Annotated in this window: 13 protein-coding genes; 5 read left to right on the top strand and 8 right to left on the bottom strand. The window is 59.5% G+C overall.

Going from position 1 to position 17,636, the window contains the following annotated elements; genetic code table 11:
* Positions 1 to 77 precede the first annotated feature (77 nt).
* The 3 genes from M8J71_RS06840 (at position 78) to trxA (ending at position 3,184) form a co-directional block, all read left to right on the top strand.
* On the top strand, positions 78 to 1,634 hold the full coding sequence (locus tag M8J71_RS06840) for an ABC transporter substrate-binding protein (protein WP_256247202.1): 1,557 nt from the start codon (positions 78 to 80) through the stop codon (positions 1,632 to 1,634).
* Positions 1,635 to 1,867: 233 nt separating this feature from the next.
* Positions 1,868 to 2,824: a thioredoxin-disulfide reductase gene (gene trxB / locus M8J71_RS06835; RefSeq protein WP_256247201.1), complete on the top strand. Its 957-nt coding sequence runs from the start codon at positions 1,868 to 1,870 to the stop codon at positions 2,822 to 2,824.
* A 33-nt stretch (positions 2,825 to 2,857) separates the two neighbouring features.
* Positions 2,858 to 3,184, top strand: a complete 327-nt coding sequence (gene trxA, locus M8J71_RS06830) for a thioredoxin (RefSeq protein WP_091419383.1) — start codon at positions 2,858 to 2,860, stop codon at positions 3,182 to 3,184.
* Between the two features lie 5,112 nt (positions 3,185 to 8,296).
* On the opposite strand, the gene M8J71_RS06825 is transcribed toward trxA, so the two are convergent.
* From M8J71_RS06825 to rpmH, 8 genes are all read right to left on the bottom strand, one after another.
* A complete protein-coding gene (locus M8J71_RS06825) occupies positions 8,297 to 9,613 on the bottom strand; it encodes a ParB/RepB/Spo0J family partition protein (protein WP_256247200.1) in 1,317 nt (438 codons plus the stop codon).
* A 66-nt stretch (positions 9,614 to 9,679) separates the two neighbouring features.
* Positions 9,680 to 10,747 carry a ParA family protein gene (locus M8J71_RS06820; RefSeq protein WP_308292949.1) on the bottom strand — a complete coding sequence of 356 codons (1,068 nt, stop codon included), beginning with the start codon at positions 10,745 to 10,747 and terminating at the stop codon, positions 9,680 to 9,682.
* Between the two features lie 89 nt (positions 10,748 to 10,836).
* Positions 10,837 to 11,487 (bottom strand): 16S rRNA (guanine(527)-N(7))-methyltransferase RsmG, encoded by a 651-nt coding sequence (rsmG, locus tag M8J71_RS06815; protein WP_256247198.1) that lies wholly within the window; start codon positions 11,485 to 11,487, stop codon positions 10,837 to 10,839.
* 21 nt (positions 11,488 to 11,508) lie between these two features.
* Positions 11,509 to 12,075, bottom strand: a complete 567-nt coding sequence (locus M8J71_RS06810; protein WP_163164981.1) for a Jag family protein — start codon at positions 12,073 to 12,075, stop codon at positions 11,509 to 11,511.
* Complete coding sequence (yidC, locus tag M8J71_RS06805) at positions 12,075 to 13,049, bottom strand: membrane protein insertase YidC (protein ID WP_163164979.1); 975 nt, start codon at positions 13,047 to 13,049, stop codon at positions 12,075 to 12,077. The genes M8J71_RS06810 and yidC overlap by 1 nt, the downstream gene beginning before the upstream one ends.
* Positions 13,050 to 13,064: 15 nt before the next feature.
* Positions 13,065 to 13,460, bottom strand: coding sequence for a membrane protein insertion efficiency factor YidD (gene yidD, locus M8J71_RS06800; protein ID WP_256247197.1), 396 nt, complete (start codon positions 13,458 to 13,460; stop codon positions 13,065 to 13,067).
* Complete coding sequence (gene rnpA, locus M8J71_RS06795) at positions 13,453 to 13,863, bottom strand: ribonuclease P protein component (protein WP_163164977.1); 411 nt, start codon at positions 13,861 to 13,863, stop codon at positions 13,453 to 13,455. The genes yidD and rnpA overlap by 8 nt, the downstream gene beginning before the upstream one ends.
* Positions 13,864 to 13,902: 39 nt before the next feature.
* Positions 13,903 to 14,040 carry a 50S ribosomal protein L34 gene (gene rpmH / locus M8J71_RS06790; RefSeq protein ID WP_003800212.1) on the bottom strand — a complete coding sequence of 46 codons (138 nt, stop codon included), beginning with the start codon at positions 14,038 to 14,040 and terminating at the stop codon, positions 13,903 to 13,905.
* A gap of 468 nt (positions 14,041 to 14,508) precedes the next feature.
* On the opposite strand from rpmH, the gene dnaA reads away from it, so the two are divergent.
* Positions 14,509 to 15,930: a chromosomal replication initiator protein DnaA gene (gene dnaA / locus M8J71_RS06785; protein ID WP_163164975.1), complete on the top strand. Its 1,422-nt coding sequence runs from the start codon at positions 14,509 to 14,511 to the stop codon at positions 15,928 to 15,930.
* Between the two features lie 523 nt (positions 15,931 to 16,453).
* Entirely contained in the window at positions 16,454 to 17,578 is a 1,125-nt protein-coding gene (dnaN, locus tag M8J71_RS06780; protein ID WP_163164973.1) for a DNA polymerase III subunit beta, read from the top strand.
* Positions 17,579 to 17,636 lie beyond the last annotated feature (58 nt).

Below are 17,636 nucleotides of genomic sequence, written 5' to 3'. Positions count from 1 at the left end.
GCCAGCCTCCCCGGCGGCCCCTTGAACGGTGGTTGCGTCATCCATCCCGGCAATACCGGACAGTCTAGGAGGAACACGTGTCCAACCCGATCGATGTCGGATCAGTACTGGGCGGCCGTTACAAGGTCACAGCCACTGTATTGGCCTCGCACGACCACGATCTGGTGCTGGATGGTGTGGACCAGGTGCTTAACCGCCCTGTCAGCATCCTGGTTGCCGGACCAGAGAACACCGAGCAGGTTGCCCAAAGCGCGCGCGAGGTTGCTACCGGTGAGCGCCCCGGCACGGTTCAGGTTCTGGACCTCGGCGTGACCGAGGCCGCCACCTACCTCATCACCAACCACACATCCGCGGCGGACCTGCTGGATCTTGTGGTAGCATCCAACCCTCCCTATGTGGAGCCCTTCTTTACGGACACGCTTGGAAGCGAAATCTTTGGGCAGCCGCGGTCCCATGAGCCGGAGCCGTACGACGACGAAGATCACGTGGACGCCGGCTACATCAACTACGGCGATACGCACCCCAGCCAGGTTGATCCTTTCCGTGCTGCGCCAGCAGTGCCGCCGAGGCCTCCAGTCCGGCCGACGAATGCACCCGCCGGGCGTAAGCCGTCCGGTGCGTCCCCGATGGGAGCAGCAGCCCTAGGCGGCGCGGCAGGGGCTGCGGCGTCGCATGCTTCAGCTCGCCCCGCCGGCCCCTCGACCCGGCCTGCTGAAGATCCGGCAACTGCCAGCTTCGCGTCCAACCAGCGGAACCAGCCCGAGGCGGCCGGCAGCGGGAAGCCGAAGGTGTCCCTCTGGTCTGAGGACGATTACGCAAGCGCCGGAGACCAGGACCGGTACGAAGTCTCTCCGGTTAGAGATGAAAAGCCGGCCAAGAAAAAGTCTCCCGTGTTTGCGCGGCCGGCTGCCGCTGCCGCCCCTGCTGGCCCCTCCTACGCTGAGCAGGACGACTATGACGACGACGACCGGGATGCACCGGCACGTGAACCGCGGTCCATGCGCTGGCTGGTGGGCGGGTTGCTCGCCGTCGTCCTGATTGCCGGGCTCGTTTTCACCCTGACCAACCTTGGCAGCCTCTTTCCCTCCGAGCCGCAGGCCAATCCCTCAGCTCCTGCCACCGCCAACGGGGCTCCCGCAGGCTCTGCCGCGCCAACGCAGGCACCTACCTCGGCCCCGCCCGCCGTCCCGCCGGCCATTGAAAGCGTCAGCCGGCAGGGTACCTTCGACTTTGCCGCCACCTTTGACGGTGACCTGGTCAGGGCATACGACGGTAACGCCGCCAGCTACTGGTCGGACATGGAATTCGCCACGGAGAACTGGGGAGGACTGGCCGCCCAGGGCGTGCCGCTGGTAGTGAAGCTTGAGAACCCGGCAACTGTTTCTTCAGTGACGCTTTCGCAGCTGGGCGGTTCAGGTGGAAACATCACGGTTTACACCAACGATCAGCCGTCTTTGGACGGAGCGAAGGCAGTCGGGACCAACAGCTTTACGTCAACCGATCTCACTATGCCGCTCGCGGAGCCGGTACAGGCCCAGTACGTCATTGTGTCCATCAACTCCCTTCCCCGGCTGGCTGCACCGAAGACGCGCTATGGCTACGGCCTCCGGTTGGCGGAGATCAAGGTCCAGTAAACCCCCAGGGTCTGTGCGACGGTTCCGCAATACTGGTGGGCTGTGGTCCTTACTGTGCTCGGGTTTGCCATGGGACGGTAATCTGGAAAGAGCGTCTCGCGGAGTTCGCTTACTGCTGTCCGCGGTCATCCGCCGTGCCCTGGGGTCGGAATATTCAACCTGCAGTATCAGTTGTGCCATGTGGCCGGCCTCCAAAGCGGGGCGCGTCAAATAAGGAAGAGGTTCACCGTTCAGTGACCATCACAGAAAACACCACGTCAGAAGTACGTGATGTCATCATCGTCGGCTCCGGCCCGGCTGGTTACACGGCAGCTGTCTATACTGCCCGCGCCAACCTGAAGCCCCTGTTGCTGGCAGGTTCTGTCACTGCCGGCGGTGAACTGATGAACACCACCGATGTCGAGAACTACCCGGGCTTCCCGGAGGGCATCATGGGGCCAGACCTGATGGAAAGCTTCGAGAAGCAGGCGGCACGCTTCGGCACCGAAATTCAGTTCGAGGACGTTACGTCGGTCCAGCTCGAAGGACCTGTCAAGACTGTCACCATCGCCACCGGCGAAAGCTTCCAGGCAAAGGCAGTGATCCTCTCCACCGGCTCCGCCTACCGTGAACTCGGCCTCCCGAACGAGAAGCGGCTTTCAGGGCACGGCGTCAGCTGGTGTGCAACCTGCGATGGTTTCTTCTTCAAGGACCAAGACATTGCAGTCATCGGTGGGGGAGACTCTGCCATGGAAGAGGCACTGTTCCTCACCAAGTTTGCGAAATCGGTAACGGTTGTCCACCGCCGCGATACGTTGAAGGCTTCGAAAATCATGGCCGACCGCGCACTGGCCCACGAGAAGATCAACTTCATCTGGAACAGCACTGTGGACGACGTGGTTGGAGACCAGAAGGTCACCGGTTTGAAGTTGAAGAACCTTGTGGACGGTTCCATTTCTGATTTGGCGGTTACGGGGGTATTCGTCGCCATCGGCAACGACCCCCGCACCGATCTGGTTAAGGGAGTCCTGGACCTGACGTCGGAGGGAACTATTGCCGTCGAAGGCCGGAGTTCCAAGACCAGTCTGTCAGGCGTGTTCGCCGCCGGTGATGTCATTGACCCCACCTACCGCCAGGCAATCACAGCGTCCGGTTCAGGATGTGTTGCCGCTATTGACGTCGAACACTACCTCGCAGACCTGCAAGCCTAAATCCGTCAGCGCTACGAAGAGAGAGATAAAACCATGAGCAATGCAAAAGACGTAACAGACGCCAGCTTCGGCACGGACGTCCTGTCCTCAGATAAGCCGGTTATCGTGGACTTCTGGGCTGAATGGTGCGGCCCCTGCCGCAAGCTCGGCCCGATCCTTGACGAGATCTCCGTCGAGTACAGCGAAAAGGTTGACGTTGTGAAGCTGAACGTGGACGACAACCCGGCCATTGCGGCAGAGTACGGTATTACATCGATTCCAGCTGTTTACCTGTTCCAGGGCGGGGAAGTGAAGAGCACTGTTATCGGCGCAAAGCCGAAGCAGTTCTTCGAGAAGGAATTTGCCGACGTCCTTTCCTAGGTCGTTACTCTAGGGCTCTTGCCCCGTAAGTACGGAAGTGGTCACCGCTCATGAGCGGTGACCACTTTCTTTTTGGCTCCACCGCCTTCCGTGCGTCTCCGCTGTCTCGATCGGAAAGAGGCCCCCAAAGGTGCCAAGGATTGCTCGGGAAGCGCTGGACCGTTCCGAGACGAACACATGCAGCCTTCAATGGTGTGATTCTCGGGCTGCGGGGCAACTCGCACCTCTGACGCGGACCCCGTGGAGCGCGGGTCTGTTTCACGTGAAACACTCCGGCACAGAGTGTGTTGACGGCGCGAAGGCTGCGAGTAAGTGGAAAAGTTCTTGCGAAGACTGGAACAATTCAACGCTTAAACGCCTAAGTGCCCGGCTAGTCGATGCAACCCGCACCGATACCTCATCAATGTTCATGACGCCCCATGAGGTGTTTTCCTGAAGAGGTCCTGTTCCCTGCCGCACTGCAGCCCCTTGTCGCCGCGCGGAATCACGGGCTATTCGCAGAACATCACGCGGTCTTTCCCAGCTGCTTTCCTGGGCCGTGTCGCTATTACGCACCGCCCTGCACCGCAAGAGCATTCGGCCCTGGAATAGGGGCAACGATCTCGGAGGCCTATTCAGCGCTCTGGTCCTGCTGTTTCACGTGAAACAAGAGGCCACGCCTTTGGACTGAAACGCACGGTGGTCCAGGAAGACGGTTGCGGCGCAGCGGTATTCTGAGATGCACTGAAAAGAACACGTGAATTCGAATTGGCATAGCGGTATCCGCCGTAACCCCAGATAGAGTTCCCGCTGCAAAGGTCGATGACAGCAAAACCCACATGAATGCTGTCATCGGCATTGTGCGTCGTGACGGTTAGTCGTCACAGAAGGTGCAAAAGGTCGGCTTTCGATCGTGCAAAAGAGTAGCTCCTCCCTAGGCGGCGCCAGGACATGTTGACGGACCGCATCGACACAAGGGCACAACAAAACCGAGTCTAAACGAGGTATAGACTCCGTAACACTAGTGTCGCACTCGAAAACTTTTCGGACTGGCGCCAATAGGGCCAGCCGAGGCTGACCAAAGCCTCTGGCGAAAGGGACGAATCGGGTAACACCCCATATTTTGGAACCCGACTGCAGGGCTGCGTCCGAGACGACGATCGAAAGCGAGAAATGTCCACATCCCACTGAGCTCCCGCGAGGAGCGGATACCAGCCAACAGTACATGAGGCGCAGTCGAAGAGGGGCCCTGACATCACCATGGCCATCAATTGTCCAGATCCTGGCCTTGAAGCTAACGTGCACACTTCGTCGAGCCAATTTGCTCCGAATACTCAAGCCAACCGTCATTTGAAAAGAAGAACCTGGAAGAGCACCAACCAGGCCCGCTTCTATTCATGCAATTAGCGGGGCGCCCGGAGCGGAGCTGCAGCCAGACACTAGCCACCAATAGCGGTGTCCTTCTTTGTGTACGGCGCGCCGGGCTTCGATGCGAAAGGAGCGACGGCATCGAGGCCGAGCGGCTAATCGACGCAACTACTCAGATCACCGTGAAGTGCGTGCCGGCCTGCGAGGGTGCTTGGGGGAGTCGATCAATAAGTTGCCCCTTCTAAGATCGGAATGATCACGCAGGACGCGCTTCACGATGAATTCGGAGAGCAGGCGCTGTTTCACGTGAAACAGCGGTGCCGGCCTTGAAGCACTATCCTAGTTTCGTGGTTAAACACTAAAGACTCTCGTCTTCTACAGACCACCGACGGTAGCTAGCTCTAGCGGGGCTAAATTCGGAGGTACCTGTCACGGCACACAGAGCGCGTGATTCTGTGGAGTGCAATGCACCCTTTCCAGTCGTCCAAGCCTGCCCCACGAGAGTCGCATCGCCAGGTGGCAGATTTAGGTGCCAGCCGCGCGTTTCACGTGAAACATCACTAGAGGCTCCCTTTCATGCGGGCAGCTTTTACATGTACGGTTTTCAAAGGCTCAGGGCACGCGCTGGCCCCTTTGCCACGGCACGAGCGACTCCAAGTTGGACTGGGGCTTTCGGGTTCCACTCACTAATGTCTCCCTTCGACCCCCGCGGAACTTTCGCCTCGACGTGGTCCGTGGAATGCCCGAGAGGGGAGCCAGAGTCCGCTACCTGGAGGGCTACCGCACACCACCAGCAAGATACATGACCTCGGATGCGCTGCGCAGCCACCCACACCCGCCTTCCACCTTTAGTACTCCTGTCTCTCCGGCTACTGAACCACGCTAGGGGGCAATTGCCGAGCCGATTACAACTCGCACGTGCGCGAGGACGAAACAGGTCTTTCGGATCGTTCTCCACGGCGTGCCGGTCGACCAGATCCATGGCGTGTGCCATAGCAAAGGTCGCCTCACTGATGGCAGCGCCAGACCTCCAGGGCGAGTCTTTACGACGGCCCCCCACGGTACAGCCCCACACCCCCTACCGCGAACTGCACACCATGTGCAGATCGATCAGCACCTGACAAGGGCAGTGACTGGATGATCACCTGGTGTGTGATAGCGTACGCGTCCTGTCGTTATCCCCAACGTTATCCACAATCCCTCTCCTCCTTTTCAACAGCGTTATCCACAGTCCTCCTGCCGATTCATTGACAGCCACTTCCCGCCCCGCAGCAAAGCATCAACAGCGATAACGCCCTACTTGGCGCAGCGGGACGCGATGGAAGACTCCGGATACGCTAATTCGGACGCAGGAACGGTAACCTAGCACTCATTGGAATACTGAACTGGTTGATTTCATGGATGAAACCAAGCTGTCTCAGGCGGCGGCGCTGGTCCCTGGTGTTTCACGTGAAACACCGCCAAGGATGACCTACAACTAAGGCCCGTAGCGCCTCGCCGACAAACAGAAATCGCCGTGGTGACCGCGGCCATCATCCACAACCCGCAGGCGATTTGTCCACAGAGTTATCCACAGCGATATGCACTGCACCGAGAAGGCTCCGCCGGAATCTTTCCCCGGCCGCGTACAGGGGAATCCATGGTCAAAGCAGGTCGAGAATGGCATAGCGCCGTTGATGGATACGCCCGTGCTAACACCACCCCTTCTACAAGTCCCGCGCGTCCTCACGGGTTGAGGGAGGAATCAGTACCAGTTCACCCGGGGCGCGACATCACGATGCTGCTTTCGCTAAGACCAGTTGGGCAGTAAAGCATCTCCACAGGAACCAAGCTAAATGGAAGCGTGACCGTGATGCGAAATCCAGGGCCTTCCATGTCGAGAGAGGCCAACAGCCCCCGAGCCATGCACAGGGGATAGGCAGGAGCCCAGGCTTCTGCCACCTGGTCGTACCGCCAGTCCGACGGCATATCCAGCTTTCACTACGGGCCTCCCTGACAACTCATCACCCACTGACTACGACCCAAACCACCGGACGATTTTACGCCTGACTTTGGAAGAGGCAGCGGTAGGCCTCCGGTACCTAGCGATTATGGGTCCTCCTGGCGGATCAGAACTTTGCCATCGCATTAGCCAGGCAGGGGGAGCGAGGTCGTCAGTGTTTCACGTGAAACAGACCTGCGATCCCTGTCTAAGCAAGACGGCCCAAATAGCTTGAAGAGGACGAAGAACGATGGGGCCCGACGCGGCCCGCGCTGATCCAGCCGCACCACGGAAAAAGCGCCTGCCGGCAGAATCAAACACGCTAACGTCTCAATCCCAGAATCGAATCAGCGGACGCTAATCTGCCTGATCCGAGCCGCTATCTTGACGGCCCCAAAGAATCGGATTGGACCTGCTCTCGTCCTATCCTTCACGGACAACGCCGCACTTCAGCCTCGAACAAGAAGGCCCTAGGTGCAGCTGCTGCAGCGCCCTGTGCGCGAGCACGCAAAGACTGGAAGTGCCACGGAGACGATCGGCATAACTCGGCTGCCGCTGACTTGCCTTCGCAGGGACTAAGCTGCTCCGCCATTAACAGAACCTACGAGCGATCCTTATGCATCGGGGCTGTCTCGTAAAGCTGGCTGGGCGTAGGATCGCGGGGCTGCGGGTATCCAAGTACAAACCTGGTCTCACTCCTTACGGTGGGGATGCGCTAATTTGTTCTGGCCTCATGGACCAGGAATACCGAATTCTCGGCCGGGTTGCGAGGTGTGCACGGCCCGCAGGAGTTCCTGCCTTCACTAGCAACCGGAAGGCAAAGCTTCCACCACCAAAGCTCCGGAGGCGCTCACGATGCCTTGTTGTGAGAAGCCAGAGCCTAAGCCGCAAGCTGCTAGCCAGGAGCTGTCAGAGCTGCCCGCGGTCTGTTGCTGTTCCCCCGCATGCCAAACGTGTTTCACGTGAAACAGGGGCCGCCAACCTTAGCCAGTGCATGAAGCAACGCGGGAATGGCTTCACGCGGCCGGCGGCCCATCAGGTTGCCTTGATGACTCGGTACGGCGAAGGTCCGCCTCCGCTGGCAAAGGCATCCGATAGAAGTGTTGGCAGCACCAAGAGGCGATGCGGAGGACCGCTCTATGAGTAACTGAGGCCCCAGATGCAGCCCGCACTCGAAGAAAAGGCCCTAGACCTAAATGATCGGTAAGTCGGCGATAAGGAATAGGACTTTCGACTCAGTCTACCGACTTTGCTCTACGGAACCTGAGCTACGGACATGACCGTAGCTCAGCTGCTATGAGAAGTGCACGAAAGCGGCGAAAGGGGCAGCAGCAGGCCGCCGTCAATACGGTCCGCAGCGGCAAGCACCGTAGGCGATATAAGTGCGCCTAGAACGACCATCGGGCTATCCAACACTGGTGGCGAAGTTTCACGTGAAACAGCAGACTGGAAACCGAGGGACCTGTACGAGCTATGGCAGACAACAACCGCGTGAATACCCGGGGACAGCTGTACGAGCGATCGATTGCGACGATTGCGAGGCTTCGAACTAGGAGTCTTCAACTGGCCTATAGTTCGCCGCACACTAACAGGTGGATCGGCCCTCCAGCCGAACCTGGCTGGTTATGCGGAGACACACTTCCTATAGATGCCACAGCACGTCCCGATTTACGGCACAGAGCAAAAAGGCGATAGCCCTTTGAATTCGAGAAGCACAAACTACGTTCTACTGTGGAAGAAAGCGCACTTTAAGGGCAGCATTCACAGACCCTTCCGCGCGGTAACTAGTTTTCTGCCCCTGGCGCGAGCACATCCATGATGCGGTTAAGATCCTCCACGCTGGCAAATTCGATGCTGACCCGGCCCTTGCGGACCCCAAGCGAAATCTTGACGTTGGTATCCAGACGGTCGGAGAGCGATGAAGCCAGGTAGTCCAAGCGCTCGTGCCGCGCACCAGGACGGGGAATGTTGTTCTTCGCTGGCTTAGCCGGGTCCTGGTACATAGCCACGGCTTCTTCGGTGGCGCGTACAGACATGCCTTCAGCCACAATCCCCTGTGCCAGACGTTCCATGGCTGCGGCATCGGGAAGTGCCAGGAGCGCACGCGCATGGCCTGCCGACAGCACTCCTGCTGCCACACGACGTTGGACCAACGGGGGCAGCTTCAGGAGCCGCAGAGTGTTGGAAACCTGGGGCCGGGAGCGGCCAATGCGGTCGGCCAGCTGTTCATGGGTGGTACCAAAATCTTCGAGCAGCTGCTGATAGGCCGCCGCTTCTTCCAAGGGGTTCAGCTGGCTCCGGTGGAGGTTTTCCAGCAGCGCATCCCGCAGGAGGTCGTCGTCGGTGGTGTCCCGGACGATTGCGGGGATAGTTTCCATGCCGGCGGCCTGCACCGCACGCCAGCGCCTCTCGCCCATAACAAGCTCAAACGGTTCTCCACCCTCTTCGGTTGAGTTACGGACCACAATTGGCTGGAGGACGCCTATTTCCCGGACGGAGTGTACGAGCTCCGCCATGTCGTCCTCGTCGAAGACTGCACGAGGCTGCTTTCGGTTTGGATGAATATCAGAAACGCGAATTTCTGCAAACCGAACGCCGGGCACCGGCACCAGTTCCACGCCCGTATCCGTGTTAACCGAATCAAACGAATCGTTGGCCCCGATGGCCAGAACTTCCTGCCCGTCCTCGTTGGCGGACACCACCGGCTCGACATCCGTTTGGGCCCTAGACCTGTGCTCGTTCTTGGTGCCCGCAGCGGTCTTCGTTGCAGAACTGCTGCCTGATTTGTTGGAGCTAGAGGCTGCTTCAGTTGCCCGCGTGGAGGATTTCGCTGAAGCCGGCTTACGCGAAGGACTGGTAGCTTTGGCCGCAGAATCCGGAGCGGTGGCTGATTTAGTGACAGCTTCAGTCAGACGCGCTGATTCCTCTGCCGCTGAAGCATCCGCAGCCGTCTCGGGCTCCACAGTCTTCCTGCGTCCCTCGGGAAAGAAGAGATCGACGGGACGCGAAACCGCTGCGCCGTTGCCAGCCCCATTCGCACCGGCGGAACTTGGAATCAGTGCGCCAAGACCGCGGCCTAAGCCCCTTCGCTTCTCGCTCATGGGTAAATCCCTCCAGTGGTAGAGCCCGGCCTTGCCGGACTCCAGTTGTTGCAGTTCTTGAAGATTTTAGCGTTCTGCTATTTCAGCAGCGGCTTCCAGGTAGGACAGGGCTCCACTGGATGAGGGGTCGTAGGTCATCACGGTTTGTTGGTAGCTCGGAGCTTCGGAGATACGAACCGAGCGCGGCACAACAGCGGACAGTACTTGCTCGGGGAAGTGTTGGCGAACCTCGGCGGCGACCTGGGCGGCCAGGTTGGTCCGGCCGTCGTACATGGTCAGGAGGATGGTGGAGACCACGAGGTCGGCGTTGAGATGTTTCTGGATCATCTCGATGTTTTTGAGCAGCTGGCTCAGTCCCTCCAGTGCGTAGTACTCGCACTGAATGGGAATCAGGACTTCACTCGCTGCGCAGAAGGCGTTGACCGTCAGAAGGCCAAGGCTTGGAGGGCAGTCAATGAAAATGTAGTCCAGGCGTTGTTCGCCCTTCTTCTCTCGAACCTTTGCGTAAACATCAATGGCTCGGCGCAACCGCTGCTCACGGGCCACAAGCGATACGAGCTCAATTTCTGCGCCCGCCAAGTGGATTGTGGCCGGTGCACAAATGAGGTTGTCGATGTCCGGGCATTGCGCGACCACATCGGCCAGGGGAACGTCGTTGATCAGGACGTCGTAAATACTGTCCACGTCCGCGTGGTGCTCAATGCCCAAAGCAGTGGAGGCATTGCCCTGGGGGTCGATGTCTATCACCAGGACATTCAGGCCGGCGGCGGCAAGGGCAGCCGCTATGTTCACTGTTGTGGTGGTCTTGCCGACGCCGCCTTTTTGGTTGGACACCGTGAAGACCCTCGTCTTCTCGGGACGCGGCAACTGCCGTCCAACAAGTCGTTCACGCCGGCGGGTCTCGTGCGCCAGTTCCCGGGCGATAGGACTGGAATCATCAATTGCATCGATAATGTTTGCCCTACCCGCGGAAGTTGTTTCACGTGAAACCAGCACCGGAGAGGAGCTTGATACCGATCGCGGTTGCTTCCCGAGTAGACCGGAGGAGGCTGAAACAGCACCAGCGAGAGAACGTGCTGACCCCAATGACACGAACGGCGGTATCCGTTGCGTGGAGGCTTCGCTACTGGTCACTGGGGCACACTCACTCTCGTTCAGCTATTTTTGCTGCCGTTGACTAGCCTAACTGCTTACCCCGGCAGACTGTGGCCGCCGGGCCTACCCTAGGCCTTCTTTTGGGACTTGTTTACAACGATGCGTACTACAGTGGTGGGCTCTTCCAATAGGTTGTCGCCAACCGTGATGACAGAGGTCTGAACGCCCCCCAGTTTGCGGATAACCTTCGCTGCCTTCTCAATTTCCTCAGCAGCACTGCGGCCCTTGATAGCCACCACTTCTCCGTGGCCTCCCAGCAGCGGAATGGTGAGGCCGGCGAGGTTACTCAGAGCGGACACTGCCCGTGCCGTCACGACGTCGGCCTCCACGTGGCCAACCGCAAGTTCGGCCCTGGTCCTCATCACCGTGACATTGTCCAGGCCCAGATCGTCAACTACTTCCTGGAGCCAGATGACCCTGCGCTCCAGCGGTTCGATCAGGGTGAGCTCCAGGTCCGGACGCGCGATCGCGAGGCAAAGGCCCGGCAGTCCGGCGCCGCTGCCGACGTCTGCAACATGGCTTCCCTGGGCGATCTCACTTTCGATGACCGCACAGTTAAGGACATGCCGCCCCCAGAGGCGGGGGATCTCCCGCGGGCCGATAAGCCCGCGCTCAGTTCCGGACGTGGCGAGGTGTTCCACATAGCGCTTGGCGAGATCCAGGCGGTCGCCAAAAATCTTTTCAGCTGCCAGAAGTTCAGCTGCCGTGATGTTAACCATGATTAGCGAATCCGCAATTCTCTAGTCTGCGGATACAACAATATGGCGTCCGGCGCCTTCGCCCTCGGACTCGCTCACCAGGCCCAAGTCGGCAACCGCGTCGTGAACGATTTTCCGCTCGTAGGCGCTCATCGGTTCCAGGGCAACAGCCTGGCCGGTTTTCTTCACAGCTGCGGCTGCATCTTCGGCAATTTTCTGAAGGTGGCCAGTGCGTTCCTGCCGGTAGCCGTTGATATCCAGCACCAGGCGGGAGCGGTTCTCCGTTGCGGACAGGACGGAGAGCCGGGTCAGTTCCTGCAGGGCTTCCAGGACTTCGCCGTCTTCGCCCACGAGGTTGTCCAGGCTATCGGACTCTTCCTCGGTAACGATGGAGATGTAGGTACGGCCGTTACGGACCTCAATGTCTATGTCACCGTCGATATCCGCGATGTCCAGCAGTTCCTCGAGGTAGTCCGCAGCAACATCCCCTTCTTCCTCCAGTCGGCTGGCTGAGGAAGCCTTGGGGGCAGAGCTGTCCTGGGCAGCGGACTCGTCCTGATCGTCGATGATCTCTTCGGAAAGGGCGTGTTCGGTACTCTCGGCTGACATTACTTCTTCTTCCTGTTCTTGCGTTGCGGCTGAGTGCGCTGTCCCTTGGCCTGCGCCACGGCTGCTGCTGCGGCGGCAGCGTCGGCATCTTCGTCCTTCTTACCACTCAGGATCGAGAGGGCCGGCAGGCCCTTGGCGGCACGGCGCTCGGCGAGGGCCTTGGCTGCGGGGGATCCCGGCGTCGGCATGCGGCGGATAACAAAGAACTGCTGGCCCATGGTCCAGAGGTTAGTGGTGGTCCAGTAGATCAGGACACCGATGGGGAAGTTGATGCCGCCCACACCGAAGACGATGGGCAGGATGTACAGCATCATCTTCTGCTGGCGCATAAAGGGGCTGGCCATGGCTTCTTCAGACATGTTCTTGGCCATGATCTGCTTCTGCGTAATGAACTGCGAGGCGGTCATGGCAAGGATCATCACAATGGACAGAATCCAAACTGCCGTGAGGTTTCCCTCACCGCCATGCAGCAGGGAGGCAGACAGCGTGGCGCCGAAGATGGTGGAGTCATCGAACTGAACCACCTGCTCGTGGCTCATTGCCCCAATGCCATTCCCTGCGGCGGCGGCTCCGGAGATCCCGGAGAGAACCGTGAACAGCGCGAAGAAGAACGGCATCTGGATCAGCATGGGCAGGCAGGCGGAGAACGGGTTGGTCCCGTGCTTCTTGTACATGGCCATCTGTTCCTGCGCCATGGCCTGGCGGGACAGCTGGTCAGTCTTGCCCTTGTACTTGTCCTGAAGCTTCTTCAGGTCGGGCTGGAGCAGCTGCATGCCGCGCTGCGCCTTGATCTGCTTCACGAACACAGGAATAAGGGCGGCACGGATCACCAGCACCAGGCCGATGATGGACAGAGTCCAGGTCCAGCCGGAGGCCTCAGGCATGCCAATGGTGCTCAGGCCCTCATGGAAGCCCACCATGATGATGGACACAAGCCACTTGAACGGAAACATGATTGTTTCAAAGAAGTCCATACTTATCCCTATTCGTCAGGCCGCCGTGCGGCCTTCTCCATCAGTCCGAGCAGCCAGGTACTTGTCCGGGTTGTTCAGCACAACAATTGTGGGGGTCTGGCTCAAAGGCCATTCCCTGTGGCCGGCGGGGACGTGGTCCACGCCACCGGCATTCCATGGATGGCAGCGGCCCAGACGGCGGAGGGCAAGCCAGCTCCCCTTGACGGCACCATGGACGGTAATCGCTTCAAGGGCATACGCCGAGCATGAAGGGAAAAAACGGCAGACCTGTCCATACAAGGGAGAGATCACCTTGCGGTAAGCCTTCAACAGAAGAATGAGGATGTTCCGGGGCAGGTTCCAGAGGAATCTCCCGGCAGCGGCAGCAACAGGACGAAAATAGGTGACGACGACGGCGGTGGCGTTACGCACGCGGTGTCCCCTCCTGTGTTGTACCGGCCGAACCGTTAGCAGCAGCCCGTGAAGGGCGGCCAGCCAGCCGGGTCATCGTCGCTGCCAATGCGGCGTTGTAATCCGACAACAGCTGATCCCAGCTTGCGGACGCGGACGCAGGAAGCGCCCGGACCACTATGGCAAACCCGGTACCGTACTCGCGCAGCGAGGCAGCACCTGCTTCTCTCAGTCTCCTCTTAACGAGATTCCTGACCACAGCGTTCCCGACACCCTTGGAAACGATGAACCCGATCCGGCTGGGTTCGTCAGCAGCAATGGCTGCCGTATATAACACTACGTTCCGGCGTCCATTGCGGACACCGGAACGTACAGTTGTTGAAAAATCGGTTGCAGTCCTCAAACGGTTACGGGTGGCCAGCACCTTAAACTCGCAAAGAAATGTCTACCGACGAGTCAGTATTTAGGCCGACAGCTCGGTACGGCCCTTGCCACGACGGGCTGCCAGGATGGCGCGGCCGGCACGGGTACGCATACGAAGGCGGAAGCCGTGCTTCTTGGCTCGACGGCGGTTATTCGGCTGAAAAGTCCGCTTGCTCACGTTAGTTACTCCAGTGGATCAAAGGTGCGCCCACCCGATCAGTAAAGGGGAAGAACTGGCCGACGCTAAGTTTTGTATATGCACGCTTCCCCCGGCCGCCCAAACGCACTGCGTCTGGGAGATTCAGATGGGGCCAAAAAGCGGACACAAAGGACTTCACAACGTTAGGGCAATTTAAGCCCCTGAGTCAAACCGGAGCAGGGTGCAGGCGGTATCCACAACTATGGTCAAGCAGCCCTTCCAGCCTGTGGATGAAGTGGCTCACAGGGCCGCTTTCAGAACAACAACCGTGTAATTATTCACAAGCTACTTGCCAGCTATCTTCTAGGCTTTTCATCCCCTAGAGTGGCCCAGTAGCCGATTATCCACGTGCTGTGCATAACCCTGTGGATGAAGCTGAACCCATCCTGGTTCAAGACTTGCGGCTGCAGGCAATGCAGGCAAAGCAAGTTTTGAGGGAACCGATTGATGACAGTAGACGAAGCCAACCACGCCAATACTGTCGGAAGTTCCTGGCGGCGGGTTGTCACCCTGCTGGAGCAGGACCACCGCGTCACACCGCGGCAGCGTGGCTTTGTCATCCTCGCCCAGGCGCAGGGCCTGATCGGTTCCACCTTGCTGGTTGCCGTTCCCAATGAGCTCACCCGGGAAGTGCTGCAGACCCAGGTCAAGGATGCGCTGGACGACGCACTGCACAACGTGTTTTCCGAAGACATCCGCTGTGCCATCGACGTGGACACCGATCTGGTGCCTGTCCACGAAGAGCCCGAACCCGTCGTCGAACCTTCCTTCTCGCCGGACCAGCTCATTGAGCAGAAGCCGCAGCCCATGCTGCCCAGCACGTCCCACGAGTTCGGCCGGCTGAACCCGAAGTACGTCTTCGACACCTTCGTGATCGGTTCCTCCAACCGCTTCGCCCACGCCGCTGCCGTCGCCGTGGCCGAAGCGCCGGCGAAGGCCTACAACCCGCTGTTCATCTACGGCGACTCCGGCCTGGGAAAGACGCACCTCCTGCACGCAATCGGGCACTATGCCCGGCGGCTGTACAGCGGCATCCGCGTCCGCTACGTCAACTCGGAAGAGTTCACCAACGACTTCATCAACTCCATCCGTGACGATGAGGGTGCCAGCTTCAAAACGACCTACCGCAACGTGGACGTCCTGCTGATCGACGACATTCAGTTCCTGGCCGGCAAGGACCGGACGCTGGAGGAGTTCTTCCACACCTTCAACTCACTGCACAACAACAACAAGCAGGTGGTCATCACCTCTGACCAGCCGCCCAAGCTGCTCGCCGGTTTCGAAGACCGCATGAAATCCCGTTTCGAGTGGGGACTCCTGACGGACATCCAGCCCCCGGAGCTCGAAACCCGAATTGCCATCCTCAGGAAGAAGGCCCTCAGCGAAGGCCTCTCCGCTCCGGATGACGCACTTGAGTACATCGCGTCCAAGATTTCGAGCAACATCCGTGAACTCGAAGGCGCCCTGATCAGGGTTACTGCCTTCGCCAGCCTCAACCGGCAACCCGTTGACGTTGCCCTCGCTGAGATGGTCCTCAAGGACCTCATCACCGACGACGGCGCCCAGGAAATTACGTCGAGCCAGATCCTCACGCAGACAGCGGACTACTTCAAGCTCAGCATGGAGGAGCTCTGCAGCAAGTCCCGCACCAGGACCTTGGTCACCGCACGCCAGATTGCCATGTACCTGTGCCGCGAGCTGACTGACATGTCGCTTCCGAAGATCGGGCAGGAGCTCGGCGGCCGCGACCACACCACCGTGATCCACGCGGACCGCAAAATCCGCGAACTCATGGCCGAGCGCCGTGTGATCTACAACCAGGTGACGGAGCTGACCAACCGGATCAAGCAGCAGCAGCGCGATTCCTAGCGGCGCTTCTATACCTTATTAACAGGTGCATGTGGATAAGCCTGTGGATACTTAAGGGGACAACCGCGGTTAATGGGCTTAAAACCCTTAAGGCGCCTGTGGATTCGCAAAATCGCGAAAAATGTTGTCCCCATCCACACCCTGTTTAAAACCTGCTCCACCCACAGTCCATGAACAGGGCTTAACCGCCGGATCATGCGGGCGGAGGCAGTTATCCACAGTTTCCACAGCAGTTATTAACACTACTAATCCCAAAAATTCGAAGTCCCTCAAATAACAAGTTCGATCTCCAGCACCGCACGAAGGGTCCAGCGACCCAAAGGGACCTGGCGCTGCCGACTGGGGATGGGTTAATCGCTGATCTTCCGGCTAAGCTGTCAGCAGCGCTCCCATCCTTGGGTTTCTGCGTGGTCCAGGCAGCACGGACCATGCAAGTTCAGGTGCCGGGGCAACTCCTTTTGGAACTTCCTGCGGGAAATTTCCGGAACACCATCGCAGCAGCAATGAAAGGCGGCACCCTTCCGTGAAGTTCAGAGTCGATCGGGACGTCCTGGCAGAAGCCGTCACCTGGACAGCCCGCTCGTTGTCTCCGCGGCCGCCCGTTCCCGTCCTCTCCGGCCTCCTCTTGAAGGCTGAAGCAGGCACGGTCAGCCTTTCGAGCTTTGATTACGAGACCTCCGCGCGTCTCGAAATCGCCGCTGACATCCGGGACGAAGGCACCATCCTGGTGTCGGGACGCCTCCTTGCGGACATTTGCCGCAGCCTCCCCTCGGCTCCCGTCGACGTCGAAACCGATGGCAACAAAGTCACCCTGACCTGCCGCCGAAGCAGCTTCCACCTGGCCACCATGCCCGAAGCCGAGTACCCGCCGCTTCCGGCCCTGCCGGCCGTCAGCGGAACGGTTCCGGGCGACTCGTTTGCCCAGGCCGTTTCCCAAGTGATCATTGCTGCCAGCAAAGATGACACCCTGCCCATCCTCACTGGCGTTCGGATGGAGATCGAGGATGACCTCATCACGCTCCTCGCCACGGACCGCTACCGCCTCGCCATGCGTGAAGTTCCCTGGAAGCCGGTTACTCCTGGAATCTCCACCAGCGCATTGGTCAAGGCAAAAACGTTGAACGAGGTGGCCAAGACCCTCGGCAACAGCGGCGATATCCACCTCGCCCTTTCGGATGATGAAAGCCGCCTGATCGGCTTCGAAAGCGGCGGCCGCACCACTACGTCGCTGCTGGTGGACGGTGATTACCCGAAGATCCGCTCGCTCTTCCCGGATTCAACCCCCATTCACGCGACCGTGCAGACGCAGGAACTTGTTGAGGCAGTCCGCCGCGTGTCCCTGGTGGCAGAACGCAACACCCCCGTGCGCCTGGCCTTCACCCAGGGCCTGTTGAACCTTGACGCCGGTACCGGCGAAGATGCCCAGGCCTCCGAAGAGCTGGAAGCCCAACTCTCCGGTGACGACATCACAGTGGCCTTCAATCCCCACTACCTGGTGGAGGGCCTGAGCGTGATTGAAACCAAGTTCGTTCGCTTCTCCTTCACCACGGCACCGAAGCCGGCCATGATCACCGCCCAGGCGGATGCCGACGGCGAGGACCAGGACGACTACCGTTACCTCGTGATGCCGGTCCGCCTCCCCAACTAATCCCCACCGCCACCCTCGCCTCGCAAGTCCCCATCGGCTCCCAGCCTTCCCCAGCGCA

This window comes from Pseudarthrobacter sp. R1 (genome assembly GCF_024494415.1).
Taxonomy (GTDB): domain Bacteria; phylum Actinomycetota; class Actinomycetes; order Actinomycetales; family Micrococcaceae; genus Arthrobacter.
Note: the sequence above shows the minus strand (reverse complement) of the source record. Positions and strands in the feature narration are given on the sequence as shown.

Excerpts from the sequence above, each read along its gene's own strand:
- yidC (WP_163164979.1), bottom strand. The coding sequence starts at position 13,049 with ATGGACTTCTTTGAAACAATCATGTTTCCGTTCAAGTGGCTTGTGTCC.
- M8J71_RS06810 (WP_163164981.1), bottom strand. The coding sequence starts at position 12,075 with ATGTCAGCCGAGAGTACCGAACACGCCCTTTCCGAAGAGATCATCGAC.
- dnaA (WP_163164975.1), top strand. The coding sequence starts at position 14,509 with ATGACAGTAGACGAAGCCAACCACGCCAATACTGTCGGAAGTTCCTGG.
- M8J71_RS06825 (WP_256247200.1), bottom strand. The coding sequence starts at position 9,613 with ATGAGCGAGAAGCGAAGGGGCTTAGGCCGCGGTCTTGGCGCACTGATT.
- trxA (WP_091419383.1), top strand. The coding sequence starts at position 2,858 with ATGAGCAATGCAAAAGACGTAACAGACGCCAGCTTCGGCACGGACGTC.
- rsmG (WP_256247198.1), bottom strand. The coding sequence starts at position 11,487 with ATGGTTAACATCACGGCAGCTGAACTTCTGGCAGCTGAAAAGATTTTT.